Here is a 15,064-nt window from a genome sequence, read left to right on the forward strand (position 1 = left end):
TTAATGAATGAAGCAAGTATTTGTTATAAGTGTTCCGGAACAGTATTGGTCTTAAATATTTTTGTCTGATTAAAGTTTTGAACATTTTTCCTCCTAATCATCAGCTATGAGCATTTGAGAATTTGAGAATTTGAGCTTTTTAATGAATGAAGCAAGTATTTGTTATAAGTGTTCCGGAACAGTATTGGTCTTAAATATTTTTGTCTGATTAAAGTTTTGAACATTTTTCCTCCTAATCATCAGCTATGAGCATTTGAGAATTTGAGCTTTTTAATGAATGAAGCAAGTATTTGTTATAAGTGTTCCGGAACAGTATTGGTCTTAAATATTTTTGTCTGATTAAAGTGTTGAAAATTTTTCCTCCTAATCATCAGCTATGAGCATTTGAGCAATTGAGAATTTGAGCTTTTTAATGAATGAAGCAAGTATTTGTTATAAGTGTTCCGGAACAGTATTGGTCTTAAATATTTTTGTCTGATTAAAGTGTTGAAAATTTTTCCTCCTAATCATCAGCTATGAGCATTTGAGAATTTGAGAATTTGAGCTTTTTAATGAGTGAAGCAAGCATTGGTTATAAGTGTTCCGGAACAGTATTGGTCTTAAATATTTTTGTCTGATTAAAGTGTTGAACATTTTTCCTCCTAATCATCAGCTATGAGCATTTGAGCAATTGAGAATTTGAGCTTTTTAATCAATGAAGCAAGTATTGGTTATAAGTGTTCCGGAACAGTATTGGTCTTAAATATTTTTGTCTGATTAAAGTTTTGAACATTTTTTCTCCTAATCATAAGCTATGAGCATTTTAGAATCTGAGAATTTGATAATTTCAGCTTTTTAATGAATGAAGCAAGTATTTGTTATAAGTGTTCCGGAACAGTATTGGTCTTAAATATTTTTGTCTGATTAAAGTTTTGAACATTTTTTCTCCTAATCATAAGCTATGAGCATTTTAGAATCTGAGAATTTGATAATTTCAGCTTTTTAATGAATGAAGCAAGTATTTGTTATAAGTGTTCCGGAACAGTATTGGTCTTAAATATTTTTGTCTGATTAAAGTGTTGAAAATTTTTCCTCCTAATCATAAGTTATGAGCATTTTAGAATCTGAGAATTTGAGCTTTTTAATCAATGAAGCAAGCATTGGTTATAAGTGTTCCGGAACAGTATTGGTCTTAAATATTTTTGTCTGATTAAAATTTTGAACATTTTTCCTCCTAATCATCAGCTATGAGCATTTGAGCAATTGAGAATTTGAGCTTTTTAATGAGTGAAGCAAGCATTGGTTATAAGTGTTCCGGAACAGTATTGGTCTTAAATATTTTTGTCTGATTAAAGTTTTGAACATTTTTTCTCCTAATCATAAGCTATGAGCATTTTAGAATCTGAGAATTTCAGCTTTTTAATGAATGAAGCAAGTATTTGTTATAAGTGTTCCGGAACAGTATTGGTCTTAAATATTTTTGTCTGATTAAAGTTTTGAAAATTTTTCCTCCTATAATATAGTTTCTGTTTAGATGGGGTGGGTTCATCTCAATTTAATGTTGAGCAATTAATTTAACGCCGAACCTGCCCCTACTATTACAATATTCAATATTGTTGTCTGATTAGATTGTCGAACATTTTTCCTCCTAATAATTATGACTCTGAATATCAACAATTTAATAAATCAACTTATTCATCTTTTGATTTTTGGTTTAATACTCTGCCGTCTACACGGTGTTTACAAACTTGTTGGGGTTTGACTCCCCGTCCACTTTTTCCTTCTTCCTTCTTCCTCCCCTCCTTTCAAAGGCAAGGGGGGATGCCTTCTTCCTTCTTCCTTCTTCCCTCTTCCTTCTTCAATATGCAAAATAATTTCTCCCTTCCACCAAAACAGCAAAACCTACCTAACCAAAGATGGCTAATATATCCAGAACAACCAGAAATAACTAAAGGACTAGCCAAAACTCTAGAAATATCACCCCTAATTGCCCAGACATTAATTAACCGGGATATTTCTACTATAGAGCAAGCACAAGCATTTTTGGACCCTGAGTCAATAAAACTACCTCTACCAATACAAGAATTTCCTGACTTAGATATTAGTCTCAACTTATTACAAGCTACAATTTCTCAACAACAAAAAATTGCTATTTGTGGTGACTATGACGCAGATGGCATGACCAGCACTGCTTTATTGTTGCGCGCTCTCAAACATCTAGGGGCAAAAGTTGACTATGCTATTCCTAGTCGAATGCAGGAAGGTTATGGCATCAATCAACGTATTGTTGAGGAGTTTCATCAGGAAGGAGTAAGTCTCATCCTGACTGTAGATAATGGTATTGCTGCTTATGAACCTATTGCTAGAGCAAGGGAATTAGGTGTAAATGTCATTATCACTGACCACCACGACATTCCACCGCAACTACCACCAGCTCACGCTATCCTCAATCCCAAACTTATTTCGGAAACTTCTCCTTATCGCGGTGTGGCAGGAGTGGGGGTTGCTTACATTTTGGCAGTATCTCTTGCGCAACGTTTGGGAAAACACCAAGGTTTAATTAAGCCACTTTTGGAATTATTCACCTTGGGTACTATTGCTGACTTGGCACCTTTAACTGGAGTAAACCGTCGCCTGGTGAAACGGGGGTTACAATATTTGCCTCACTCTCAGTTAGCAGGAGTGCAAGCATTAATTCAGGTATCTGGTGTTAAAGCGAGGGAAGAAGGAAGAGGGAAGAAGGAAGAAGGAAGAGGGAAGAGGGAAGAGGGAACTTATCAAGAAGGAAGAGGGAAGAAGGAAGAGGGAAGAGAGAAGAGGGAAGAGGGAACTCAAACGCCAATCAATTTTCAACACCCTATAGATGGCGGGGTATTAAACACAAAATCAAAAGATAATCAAAAATCTCTTAAACCTGATGATATTGGTTTTCGCCTTGGTCCCCGCATCAATGCAGTGGGACGTATTGCTGACCCACAAATTGTGATTGAACTTTTGACGACTGATGATATGGGAATAGCTTTGGAAAGGGCGATGCAATGTGAAGAAATTAATCAGCAACGACAACTGTTATGTGAGGAAATTGAACAAGAGGCGATCGCTTGGTGCGAGTCAAGTCAGATAAATTTACAGGAGGAAAGGGTTTTAGTGGTGGTGCAACCGGGATGGCATCATGGTGTTATTGGTATTGTTGCTTCTCGGTTGGTGGAGCGTTATGGGGTGCCTGTTTTTATTGGCACTTATGAGGAGGAGGGGGAAGAAATAATTCGTGGTTCTGCTCGTGGCATTCCTGAGTTTCATGTTTTTGAGGCGTTACAATTTTGCGATGAGCTATTAGGAAAGTATGGTGGTCATAGAGCGGCTGGTGGTTTTTCTTTTTCGGCAGAAAATTTGGATAAGTTTCGTTCTTGTCTGAGTGAGTTTGCTCATCAATGTTTAGAAATTCAGCATCTAAAACCGTTAATTAGTATTGATGCGGAGGCAGAAATTAAGGAATTAAATTTTGACCTTTATCGTCAAATAGATTTACTTCATCCCTGCGGAATTGAAAATAAAGACCCTGTGTTTTGGAGTCGGAATGTCAAAATTTCTGAACAAAGAATTGTGGGTAAGGGGCATATTAAATTAACTTTAATTGAGGGGGAAATAATTCAGGCGATCGCTTGGCGTTGGGGCGATTATTTTCCTTTACCTTCGGTGGTAGATATTGCTTATAAAATGCGGGAAAATACTTGGAATGGTCAGAGTAATATTGAGTTGGAATTATTAGGAGTACGTTTGCCAATGGAAGTTTCTAGGAATTCACAAACTTCACCTCAAAATTTTCCTCAAAAAGTAGAATTTTATTATAATAATCGTCCTTATACTTGCAGTCTTTATCAAATGGGAGATGTGAAGGAGTTAAGAATTAGAAATTCCCGTGGAGAAGTATTAGCAATTCAACAGGGACAAAAAATAGGTTTGTTAGGTAAAACTCGTAATAATGCCAAGCAAGTAAATGTTACGGATGCTCGTTTTTTTAATTTAGTTAAAGCAGCTATGAGTGCTTTAAAGTTATAAAAGAAGGAAGACGGAAGAGGGAAGAAGGAAGAAGGAAGAAACTAGATACAGCAAATTCCAAGTATATGAAATACAAATATGAAAAATTAAATTTTCCCAGTGCGAGCATCTTGCTCGCTTCGGGTTGTACCTCACCAAGGTGGAACTCGAACCCGCTGTAATTTCCACTATCATTCTTCCTTTCTCCTGACTCCTGATATATAATCCGGTTATATAGTATATGTTTATAACTATACTTTAAGCCTTAAATCTCCCCTACTCCCCTACTCCCCGACTCCCCTACTCCCCCGAACTATATAATAAGTGTTCAACAGAATTTGATATGACTCCTGACTCCTGAAATTTTACAACTATTTAATCAAATGAATAATCAACTATTGAAAGAAAAATTACAAGCAACAATCAAAAATATTCAAACTAAGAATGATGGTTCTCCTGTAACGAATTTGAAGTTAGATAAAACTTTAGTTGCAGAAATTGAACAGTTAACAATAGACTTAGAAAATCTTAATCCTCATCCTCAACCTCTCCGAAATGCTACTAATTTATTAGATGGAACTTGGCAATTGCAATACTCTACAGCTAGAGAAATTCGTTCTTTAGATTCCCTACCATTGGGTTTACAAGTAGGTAAAGTTTATCAAGTAATTGATGTTACTAATAAAGTATTTTTTAATCAAGCTGAAGTACAACATCCTCTGAAGTTAATCTCAGGAAATGTAAAAGTAACTGCTAGTTTTGAACTAGCTATAGATAAATCTGGTTTAGCAGATAAACGCATCAATGTTTATTTTGATAAACGTTATTTGGCAATTGAGAAAATTGTGGGTATTAATACTCCCAAACTAAATCCTTTTAAAGTTGTAGCAGCTAATAATCCTCAAGGTAGAGTTGCTACATTAGATATTACTTATTTAGACGAAACTTTAAGAATTGGACGTGGAGGGGATGAAAGTTTATTTATTTTGAATAAAGTTGTATAGGGGAAGAAAGAAGGTATTTCAGTTATCAGTTATCAGTTATCAGTTATCAGTACCGCTGCAATAAGGAGGTTTGAAATATGGAATATTCTATTTTTTTTATCTCCTTATACCAATTTGAAAAAAGAATGTTCTGACAATTTTTCCGACTACCTCCTCTATAATTCCTATTTCTCCTGTCTCCTGTCTCCTACCCCTACTAAAAGACTTTTTCAGCAAACCCTAGTTATCTTGGACAGAAGTAAGAATGCGTTTAATTCTCTTGGACAGAAGGAAAAATCTAGAATTATAGCAATGAGCGCTGGTATATTTACAAATTGCAAGAAAGGCCAAATAGCTAAAAGTCTTATATTATCGGCAATTTATTCCCCCTTCCGGAGCTGTTGCTTTCCGGAGCTGTTGCCTGCGCACAGCGCTATATCTGAGTTTTAAACTTGATGATATTTCCTAACAGTAATGGCGACTGCTATAGGACCTAAAATCTAAAACCTAGCACCTACCACCTAAAACCTAAAACCTAGCACCTACCATCTTAATTAAAAATCATGGAAGAGATATTAAAAAATTTACTATCACATAAAAATGTCAAAATTAATAAAATAATTTCACCCCCTAATTTCGTCAGTGAAGAATTTATTCAAGATGAAGATGAATGGGTAACATTACTTCAAGGTTCCGCCATATTAGAAATCAATCAAAAAAACACAAAATTAGTCAAAGATAGTCATATTTTTATCCCCGCTAAAACCCCACATAAAATTATTTCAACAGATCCAAATATAGAAACAATTTGGCTTGCTATTCATATTTATTAGCAGAAGGAAGAAGGAAGAAGGAAGAAGGAAGAAGAAATAAGGAAAAATTTTTGGTTGTCTGAGTTTTAAGCTTTTGATATGTATTAACCTTTCCTTCGACTGCTATATTTCTAATATCAAATATCATCTCTGATAAATAGGGCTTACTGATTAATTATAAAAGCATTGACATATAAATACTTTAGCCTTTTTTTGTCGAAAAAAGTGCCTGGTTTTCAGTCTAAAACGCTCAAAAAGTTAGTATTCTAGGCAAGAGTTGGGCAGAAAAATCACTCTTACAATTCTGACTCCTACTTCCTCTAAATTCCCCGTTCCTCCTGTCTCCTACTCCAGCAAAAAGACTTTCCATACGCAAACCCTAAATAAGGGAGTAGAGAGAATAGGGAATTTTGCTCTGGATAAGTTTTTTGTTTGCAGAGTGCGGAACTGAGTTATATCGCTAATTATCCGGACAGAATATAATACCTATTCTCAAAAAAATGCTATGTTTAATTAAACTCTAAAAAAAATATTTTTCACACTTTACTCGGAAGTAATGGAGGAGCTATTTGTACTTCATAATTGAATAATTGAGTCATTCTGCATTTTTTCTGTCTGATAGCAATTCCTCAAAATAATGCGATACTTATTGAACATTTCAGTTATTAAGTAATCAGCAAGGTTCAGGAATATTTTTAGCAATTTATTTCCATTAAATAAAGATATTTTATTCATTACAGCAGATTCCACCAAGCGTGAGATACACCTATCGCGGGCAAGATGCCCGCACTACAAATATTTAATTGTTAATACTTTATACTTCTTATGGGAGGAATATGCTATATTTCCCTCCTCCCTAACCCCTACTCCCAAGAATATATGATAGCGTTTCTCAAACTAATAAGGTACACCTATCTTTATTTCTATTCTATTCTATTCTATTCTATTCCCTGTTCCCTGTTCCCTGTTCCCTTCTTTTGACTACAATAAATACATAAAAACAAAAATAATCCCATTCCAACAATATACTTAAAAATATCAGGTACTAACGGACTAGGCGAGAAAAACCCCTCAATAATTCCAGCAATAACTAACAACACCACAACACCAAGAACCAACTGTGCAGCTTGAAAACCATAAAACTTTAAAGCATCAATTCGAGCATATTTACCCGGAAATAAAATAGCTCTTGCTATTAATAAACCCGCCCCACCAGCCAAAAATATTGCAGGTAATTCTAAAGCACCATGAGGAAATACAAAAGCCCAAAAAGGAACAGCCAAATTATGCTGACCAACTAGAGCGCCAATTGCCCCAATTAATAATCCATTAAATACCAACAAATAAACTGTATAAATACCCCCACTAATACCACCAGCTACTGCAGAAAAAGAAACCCGTAAATTATTAATCATAATATTAGTAGAAGCCATAGGTTCAACTCCTACTATTGACCCCATCCATAACTCTTGACGATCGCGTACCTGAGAAATCAAAGATTCTGGCACTATCAACGACATAAACACTGGGTCTTGCCAACTATACCACCAGGCCACCAACCCACCAACCAAAAAAAATGCCGTCGCCACTGCCGTATAAGCCCAAGTTTTTTGCACCACTGCTGGAAACCCCCAACGACAAAACTCCCAAACTGCTTGCCATTCCTGCTTCTGGTTTCCCTGATAAATTTGAGTGTAACCACGAGTGGTCAACCTCTGTAAATCTTGCTCCAGAATATTGCCCACTTGGTGAGTTTTAGCACGGGCAAAATCTGCCGATACAGAACGATACAAACTGGCCATTTCTCTGATTTGAGCTGCTGGCAATGATTTTAATCCCTTTTTTTCTACTTGCTTTAATAAAGAGTCTAAATGTTGCCAATTTTTTTCTCTACGTCTAATCCAACGGTTAATATTCATTAAGTTTTCCTAATAGCTACCTATAGCTAGCTTAAGATAAATATAAAATTTTCACTGCAAATAATTGAAATAAATTTAGTTATGTCTGAAAATTCAACAACACCAATTGAACTCCTGACTGTTGGGAATATTGTTAGTGCTGGTATGAGAATTTATCGAGACCATTTCCAGCCTTATTTTGGTGTAGCTATTCGAGCAACTTTATGGTCTTTTTTGCCATTTTTTGCTTTAATTCCCATACCTTTAATTTTGATTTATAGTCAAGCCAATACTTCAAGTTTTTTATTATTAATTCCTGTATGGTTATTATTGTTTATTTATTGTTCGGCAAAGTCAATTGTTAATAATGCCATAATTGCTAGGTTAGTATTCGGAGAGTTAGCTAATCAACCAGAAACTGTTCGTGAAGCTAGCCGTATTTTAAAACCTAAAATGTGGACTTTTTTCCTAGCATTTTTTCTATTGTCTTTAATTGGAATTGGAATTTGGCTGATTCTTTCTATTTTTATGGGAATTTTGGGTGGTATTATTGCTGGAATGGCAAATGCTGGTCAGCAAAATGTGGGAACTATAGTTGTTTTAGCTTTAATTGGAATTGTTATTTTTATTATTGCCTTAGTTTTTATAATTCGATTATTAATTCGTTTTTTTGTTTTCGATCTGCCTTTAGCTGTGGAAGAAAATATCACAGCAACTAAAACTTTAGGACGTAGTTGGGAATTAACAAAAGGATATGTATGGCGAATTTTTGTGGTATTGTTCATCGCAACTTTAGTGACAATACCAATTGGGATAATTGTACAAATTATTGCTGGAATACTCGAAAATATTCTGAAAGCAACTATTCCTGCTAACCCAACAGATGCAAGCTTTCAATTACTATTATTTATCATGGGATATAGTATTGGATTATTAAGTAATGTCTTCTTATTACCATTTTGGCAAGCTATAAAAGCTGTAGTTTATTATGACCTCCGAACTCGTCGAGAAGGTATGGGTTTACAGTTAAGAAAACAAGATATTTAATTTTGTTGTAATAGGGTTATTCCAGTTATCAGTTATCAGTTATCAGTTATCAGTTGCAAATTTAGCCATGTATCAAAGTCCAATAACAGTAACTAAACTTCTCAGCGTGGGGAATATTGTTAGTGCAAGTATCCGAATTTATCGAGATAATTTTAAGTCTTATTTTGGTGTAGCTATTCGATCAACTTTATGGTTTTTTTGCCACTTCTATCTTTATTTCCCATACCTTTAATTTTGATTTATAGTCAACAAGCCAATACTTCAAGCTTTTTATTATTGATTCCTGTATGGTTATTATTATTTGGTTATTGTTCGGCAAAGTCAGTTGTTAATGATGCCATAATTGCGAGATTAGTATTTGGAGAGTTAGCTAATCAACCAGAAACTGTACTTGAAACTAGGCGTATTTTAAAACCTAAAATGTGGACTTTTTTCCTAGAATTTTTTCTATTGTCTTTAATTGTTATTGTAATTTTGCTGATTCTTTCTATTGTTATTGGAATTTTGGCTGGTATTATTGCTGAAATTACAAATGCTGGTCAGCAAAATATGGGAACTAGAGCAATTTTAGTTTTAATTGGAATTGTTATTTTTATTATTACCTTAATTTTTATAGTTCGATTATTGACTCGTTTTTTTATTTTCGATCTGCCTTTAGCTGTGGAAGAAAACATCACAGCAGCTCAAACTTTAGGCCGTAGTTGGGAATTAACAAAAGGATATATAGGACTAATTTTTGTCGTATCGTTTATCGCAACTTTAGTGACATTACCAATTCTGATAATGGTACAAGTTATTGCTAGAATACTCGAAAATATTTTGACAGCAACTATTCCTGCTAATCCAACAGATCCAAGGTTTCAATTACTATTATTTCTCATGGGATATAGCATTGGATTATTAAGTAATGTTTTTTATTACCATTCTGGCAAGCCATAAAAGCTGTAGTTTATTATGACCTCCGAACTCGTCGAGAAGGTATGGGTCTACAGTTAAGAAAACAAGATATTTAATTTTGTTGTAATAGGGTTATTCCAGTTATCAGTTATCAGTTATCAGTTATCAGTTGAAAATTTAGCCATGTCTGAAAATCCAATAACACTAATTAAACTTTTAAGCGTGGGGAATGTTGTTAGTGCGAGTATCCGAATTTATCGAGATAATTTTAAGTCTTATTTGGGTGTAGCTATTCGAGCAACTTTATGGTCTTTTTGGCCTTTTTTAGCTTTAATTCCCATACCTTTAATTTTGATTTATAGTCAAGGCGATATCTCAATGTCAATTTTTTTATTATTAATTCCTGTCTGGTTATTATTGTTTATTTATTGTTCGGCAAAGTCAATTATTAATAATGCCATAATTGCTAGATTAGTATTCGGAGAGTTAGCTAATCAACCAGAAACTGTTCGTGAAGCTAGGCGTATTTTCAAACCTAAAATGTGGACTTTTTTCCTAGCATTTTTTCTATTTTTTTTAATTGGAATTGGAATTTTGCTGATTCTTTCTGTGGTTATTGAAATTTTGGCTGGTATTATTGCTGGAATTGCAAATGCTAGTCAGCAAAATGTGGGGACTATAGTTGTTTTAGCTTTAATTGGAATTGTTATTTTTATTATTGCCTTAGTTTTTATAGTTCGATTATTAATTCGTTTTTTTGTTTTCGATATGCCTTTAGCTGTGGAAGAAAATATCACAGCGACTCAAACTTTAGGACGTAGCTGGGAATTAACAAAAGGATATGTAGGGCGAATTTTTGTGGTATTGTTCATCGCAACTTTAGTGACATTACCAATTCTGATAATGGTACAAGTTATTGCTAGAATACTCGAAAATATTTTGACAGCAACTATTCCTGCTAATCCAACAGATCCAAGGTTTCAATTACTATTATTTCTCATGGGATATAGCATTGGATTATTAAGTAATGTCTTTTTATTACCATTCTGGCAAGCCATAAAAGCTGTAGTTTATTATGACCTCCGAACTCGTCGAGAAGGTATGAGTCTACAGTTAAGAAAACAAGATATTTAATTTTGTTGTAATAGGATAAATTTAGTTATGTCTGAAAATCCAATAACACTAATTAAACTTCTAAAAGTAAACTTCAGTATTTCAATTCCAATACTTCAGCGCTTGGTACTGTTAACTGATAACTGATAACTGATAGCTGAAAAGACCTCCGAATTCGTCGAGAAGGTATGGGTCTACAGTTAAGAAAACAAGATATTTAATTTTGTTGTAATAGGATAAATTTAGTTATGTCTGAAAATCCAATAACACTAATTAAACTTTTAAGCGTGGGGAATGTTGTTAGTGCTAGTATCCGAATTTATCGAGATAATTTTAAGTCTTATTTTGGTGTAGCTATTAGAGCAACTTTATGGTATTTTTTGCCATTTTTAGCTTTAATTCCAATACCTATAGTTTTGATTTATGGTCAACAAGGCAATAGCTCCAGTTTTTTATTATTAATTCCTGTTTGGTTATTATTGTTTGCTTTTTGTACGGCAAAATCAATTGTTAATAGTGCAATAATTGGTAGGTTAGTATTCCGACTATTAGCAAATCAACCAGAAACTGTTCGTAAAGTTAGGCGAAATTTAGCACCGAAAATACGGTCTTTTTTCTGGGCATTTTTTCTATTATTTTTAATTGTAATTGGCATTTATATAGGTTTTCCTGTAGCGGTAGTAATTATTAGTTTTATTATTCTTATTCCTGTAAGTGTTATTGCTGCTATAGCGAATATTGAGCTAAATATTCAGCCAGATATGATGCAAAATAATATAGTGGTTATCATAATCTCTGGATTGATAGGTATAACATTTCTAGTGATTTGGTACTACTTAATAATTCGACTATTGACTCGTTTTTTTATTCTTGATATGCCTTTAGCAGTTGAAGAAAATATGACAGCAACTAAAAGTTTAGGACGAAGTTGGGAATTAACAAAAGGGTATGTAGGGCGAATTTTTGTGATACTGCTAGTCGCAATTTTAGTTGCTTTACCTATTGGCACGGTATTGTATATTATTTCAGAAATATTTTCAAAATTTTTAATCCTAAAAACACCATCTTTTGATCTTTCACTTAATAATTTACTTAGTACATTTATAGAAGGAATAATATTTGTATGGCCGTTTAGTATGACAATTGCATTACCGTTTGTCATTATAGGAATTATGTTAGAAAATGGACTAAGCAACCCAAACTATTTACTAGCATTTTTAGTACAAAGTTATGCTATTTTTTCCTTAAGCAATATACTTTTATTACCATTCTGGCAAACAATTAAAGCTGTGATTTATTATGACCTCCGGACTCGTAGAGAAGGTATGGATTTACAGTTAAGAAAACAAGATATTTAATTTTATTAGCAGCAAAGAAGGTAAGCAGAAAATCTCATCAATATTAACAATGAAATTTTTTAATCGAATCTCTCTAGAAACTCCAGAAAGTGTGGAATTAGATTTTAATTTAGCTGGAGTGGGCAACCGTGCTTATGCTTTGTTAATTGATTACATTATTTGGAGTTTGATTTTACTTTTTGTCCTGATATTTGGCATCTTTTTTTCTATTCAACTTTTAGATATATGGAAAGCTTTTGGAGGTGATGATGAGCAGGCATCGTTATGGATAGCTTCAATTCAATTATTAATTTTATTTGTTATCTATGTCGGATATTTTGTGATTTTTGAAACTATCTGGCAAGGGCAAACTCCGGGAAAACGTTATGTGAAAATTAGGGTTATTCGTGATGATGGTAGACCAGTTAGATTGCAACAAACAACTCTGAGAGCTTTATTCCGTCCGGTAGATGATACTTTATTTATCGGAATGTTATTAATTTTGTTTAGTAAAAAAGAAAAACGTTTAGGAGACTGGATAGCAGGTACAATTGTTATTCAAGAAGTTAAGGCAGTTGCCGATATAATTTCGACTTCCGAAACAGCAAAAAAATTGGCAAATTATTTACTAGAAGAAGCAGATATTTCTCAATTATTGCCTGAAGATTTTGCTGTAATTCGGGAATATTTACAACGTTCTAAGTTAATGACTAAACAAGCAAAAATAGAGTTGAGTAAAAAATTAGCATCTCAAGCAAAAGAAATTATTGGATTGACACAAACTCCACAAAAAGTTTCTGCTACAGAATTTTTAGAAGCTGTTTATTTAGCTTATCAGCAAAAATGAAGCAGGTTTTAGGTTTTAGGTGATAGTTTTTAGGTGGTAGCTTTTAGATTTTAGGTAAAATCTTATTGGGGTTTAATTAATAAAAGTTGCCGGAAGCAAATATTAAAAAATTAAGTTAACTATTTCCCTCTTTTATGGAGATGCCGATTGAGCGATCGTTATTTTTATTTCGATATTAAAAAAAGTAAAATAAGAAAGTGCTAGATAGTAGATAAAATCTTATTGGGTTGAAATTAATAGATATCTCCAAAAAATAAACTTGCTCTTTATTTAACATAAGCTAGAGTTGTAACAGTCACTGAAAAAATAATTTTTCGTATCTTTGTGAAAATCTACTCCCTGTTCCCTATTTCCTGTTCCCTAATATGAGCAAAAAGTCTCTTTTTCACGCCTATGTCTAATAGACATCTCTAAAAATAAAAAATAGAATCAATCATGGCGCAGAAATAATCAATTATTTCCCCCTTATTCCCTATTCCCTATTTCCCTCTTCCCTCTTTTGGAGGAGATGTCTAATAAATAAAAGTTGCCTGAAGCAAATGTTAAAAAATTAAGTTAACTACTGAGCGATCGCTATTTTTTTTCCTATATTAGAGTTGTTGGGAAATAACTTTAAAAAGCAAGTTAAAGCCACAGAAATAATCTAACTTTCTTACTGCTTTTTCTCTGTGAATTTTTCCTGAGAACTAAATAGATGTATCTTTTCCCTTATGGGTTTAATACCCCACCGTCAACGGGAGTGCTTAAAATTGTTTGGGGTTATCCCCATACGATTTTCCCTTCTGCCTTCTGCCTTCTTCAAAACCGAAATTCTTAGGAGTATTATAAGATGCTTATTTCAACAGAAAAACCGGATATTAAGTTAATGAATTTAGAGGAGTTTTGGGACTGGTATCCTGATGGTTATGGTCGATTTGAACTACATAATGGAGAGATTGTTGAAGTGCAACCTACTGGAACTCATGAAAAAGTAGCTGGTTTTCTAGCTTTGGAATTAGGTGTGGAAATTAAACGCCTGAATTTACCTTTTTTTATCCCTCGACAGGGACTAATTAAAGCTATAGATTCGGATAAATCAGCTTATATTCCTGATGTAATGGTATTAGATGATAATGCTATGGAAAACGAACCAATGTGGAAAAAACGATCGACTATTACTCAAGGTAAAAGTGTTAAATTAGCCATAGAAGTAGTAAGTACCAATTGGCAAGATGATTATTTAAGTAAGCTTGGAGAATATGAAAGATTAGGCATAAACGAGTATTGGATAGTTGATTATTTAGGTTTAGGAGGTCGCCGATATATTGGAGACCCTAAACAACCAACTATTTCGGTTTGTAATTTAGTTGAAAGTGAATATGCGATTAATTTATTTAGAGGTCAAGATGTGCTTAGTTCCCCGACTTTTCCAGAACTCAATTTGACCGCAGAACAAATATTTCAAGTCGGACAGTAGTGTCGCTGCGCGGAAGTTAAAAGTCAAAATTCAAAAGTCAAAAGTCAAAAGTAAGATTTTATCCGCTCAAAACTTTAAAGTTTGGGCTTTGCTGAATCAAGGGATGAATCTTTTTTGAACAGGTAAATCTTATCCTTAATTAAAAGGCAAAAATCAAAAGTAAAAAGTAAGATTTTATCCGCTCAAAACTTTAGAGTTTGGGCGTTGCTGAATCAAGGGATGAATCTTTTTTGAACAGGTAAATCTTATCCTTAATTAAAAGGCAAAAATCAAAAGTAAAAAGTAAGATTTTATCCGCTCAAAACTTTAAAGTTTGGGCTTTGCTGAATCAAGGGATGAATCTTTTTTGAACAGGTAAATCTTATCCTTAATTAAAAGGCAAAAATCAAAAGTAAAAAGTAAGATTTTATCCGCTCAAAACTTTAAAGTTTGGGCTTTGCTGAATCAAGGGATGAATCTTTTTTGAACAGGTAAATCTTATCCTTAATTAAAATTCAAAATTCAAAAGTCAAAAGTAAGATTTTATCCGCTCAAAACTTTATAGTTTGGGCTTTGCTGAATCAAGGGATGAATCTTTTTTGAACAGGTATAGCGCTGTGCGCAGGCAACAGGCAACAGGCAACAGGCAACAGGGGGAATAAAAAACCGATAATATAA

The 15,064-nt window shown here is 33.6% G+C and carries 11 protein-coding genes; 9 read left to right on the top strand and 2 right to left on the bottom strand.

What is annotated here, in order from left to right:
* Positions 1-1,719: 1,719 nt before the first annotated feature.
* Entirely contained in the window at positions 1,720-1,848 is a 129-nt protein-coding gene (locus F6K23_RS20700) for a hypothetical protein (protein ID WP_293159315.1), read from the bottom strand.
* On the opposite strand from F6K23_RS20700, the gene F6K23_RS20705 reads away from it, so the two are divergent.
* The 3 genes from F6K23_RS20705 to F6K23_RS20715 all read left to right on the top strand — a co-directional run bounded on the left by F6K23_RS20705 (position 1,843) and on the right by F6K23_RS20715 (position 5,833).
* Complete coding sequence (locus tag F6K23_RS20705; protein WP_293159316.1) at positions 1,843-4,038, top strand: DHH family phosphoesterase; 2,196 nt, start codon at positions 1,843-1,845, stop codon at positions 4,036-4,038. The genes F6K23_RS20700 and F6K23_RS20705 overlap by 6 nt on opposite strands.
* Positions 4,039-4,400: 362 nt before the next feature.
* Positions 4,401-5,021, top strand: a complete 621-nt coding sequence (locus F6K23_RS20710) for a PAP/fibrillin family protein (RefSeq protein ID WP_293159318.1) — start codon at positions 4,401-4,403, stop codon at positions 5,019-5,021.
* A 542-nt stretch (positions 5,022-5,563) separates the two neighbouring features.
* A complete protein-coding gene (locus F6K23_RS20715) occupies positions 5,564-5,833 on the top strand; it encodes a cupin domain-containing protein (RefSeq protein ID WP_293159320.1) in 270 nt (89 codons plus the stop codon).
* 917 nt (positions 5,834-6,750) lie between these two features.
* Here F6K23_RS20715 and F6K23_RS20720 read toward each other — a convergent pair.
* Complete coding sequence (locus F6K23_RS20720) at positions 6,751-7,731, bottom strand: stage II sporulation protein M (RefSeq protein ID WP_293159322.1); 981 nt, start codon at positions 7,729-7,731, stop codon at positions 6,751-6,753.
* 81 nt (positions 7,732-7,812) lie between these two features.
* On the opposite strand from F6K23_RS20720, the gene F6K23_RS20725 reads away from it, so the two are divergent.
* The 6 genes from F6K23_RS20725 to F6K23_RS20750 all read left to right on the top strand — a co-directional run bounded on the left by F6K23_RS20725 (position 7,813) and on the right by F6K23_RS20750 (position 14,407).
* Positions 7,813-8,757, top strand: a complete 945-nt coding sequence (locus F6K23_RS20725) for a hypothetical protein (RefSeq protein WP_293159324.1) — start codon at positions 7,813-7,815, stop codon at positions 8,755-8,757.
* Positions 8,758-8,946: 189 nt separating this feature from the next.
* On the top strand, positions 8,947-9,696 hold the full coding sequence (locus tag F6K23_RS20730) for a hypothetical protein (protein ID WP_293159326.1): 750 nt from the start codon (positions 8,947-8,949) through the stop codon (positions 9,694-9,696).
* A gap of 141 nt (positions 9,697-9,837) precedes the next feature.
* Positions 9,838-10,788, top strand: a complete 951-nt coding sequence (locus F6K23_RS20735; protein ID WP_293159328.1) for a hypothetical protein — start codon at positions 9,838-9,840, stop codon at positions 10,786-10,788.
* A gap of 227 nt (positions 10,789-11,015) precedes the next feature.
* Positions 11,016-12,125 carry a hypothetical protein gene (locus tag F6K23_RS20740; protein ID WP_293159330.1) on the top strand — a complete coding sequence of 370 codons (1,110 nt, stop codon included), beginning with the start codon at positions 11,016-11,018 and terminating at the stop codon, positions 12,123-12,125.
* 49 nt (positions 12,126-12,174) lie between these two features.
* Positions 12,175-12,951 (top strand): RDD family protein, encoded by a 777-nt coding sequence (locus F6K23_RS20745; RefSeq protein ID WP_293159332.1) that lies wholly within the window; start codon positions 12,175-12,177, stop codon positions 12,949-12,951.
* Between the two features lie 829 nt (positions 12,952-13,780).
* Positions 13,781-14,407 carry a Uma2 family endonuclease gene (locus F6K23_RS20750; protein ID WP_293159334.1) on the top strand — a complete coding sequence of 209 codons (627 nt, stop codon included), beginning with the start codon at positions 13,781-13,783 and terminating at the stop codon, positions 14,405-14,407.
* Positions 14,408-15,064 lie beyond the last annotated feature (657 nt).

It is taken from the genome of Okeania sp. SIO2C9 (assembly GCF_010672455.1).
Classification (GTDB): domain Bacteria; phylum Cyanobacteriota; class Cyanobacteriia; order Cyanobacteriales; family Microcoleaceae; genus Okeania.

Coding starts and splice junctions, on each gene's coding strand:
- F6K23_RS20705 (WP_293159316.1), top strand. CDS start 1,843: ATGCAAAATAATTTCTCCCTTCCACCAAAACAGCAAAACCTACCTAAC.
- F6K23_RS20725 (WP_293159324.1), top strand. CDS start 7,813: ATGTCTGAAAATTCAACAACACCAATTGAACTCCTGACTGTTGGGAAT.
- F6K23_RS20715 (WP_293159320.1), top strand. CDS start 5,564: ATGGAAGAGATATTAAAAAATTTACTATCACATAAAAATGTCAAAATT.
- F6K23_RS20730 (WP_293159326.1), top strand. CDS start 8,947: ATGGTTTTTTTGCCACTTCTATCTTTATTTCCCATACCTTTAATTTTG.
- F6K23_RS20750 (WP_293159334.1), top strand. CDS start 13,781: ATGCTTATTTCAACAGAAAAACCGGATATTAAGTTAATGAATTTAGAG.
- F6K23_RS20745 (WP_293159332.1), top strand. CDS start 12,175: ATGAAATTTTTTAATCGAATCTCTCTAGAAACTCCAGAAAGTGTGGAA.
- F6K23_RS20710 (WP_293159318.1), top strand. CDS start 4,401: ATGAATAATCAACTATTGAAAGAAAAATTACAAGCAACAATCAAAAAT.
- F6K23_RS20735 (WP_293159328.1), top strand. CDS start 9,838: ATGTCTGAAAATCCAATAACACTAATTAAACTTTTAAGCGTGGGGAAT.
- F6K23_RS20720 (WP_293159322.1), bottom strand. CDS start 7,731: ATGAATATTAACCGTTGGATTAGACGTAGAGAAAAAAATTGGCAACAT.
- F6K23_RS20740 (WP_293159330.1), top strand. CDS start 11,016: ATGTCTGAAAATCCAATAACACTAATTAAACTTTTAAGCGTGGGGAAT.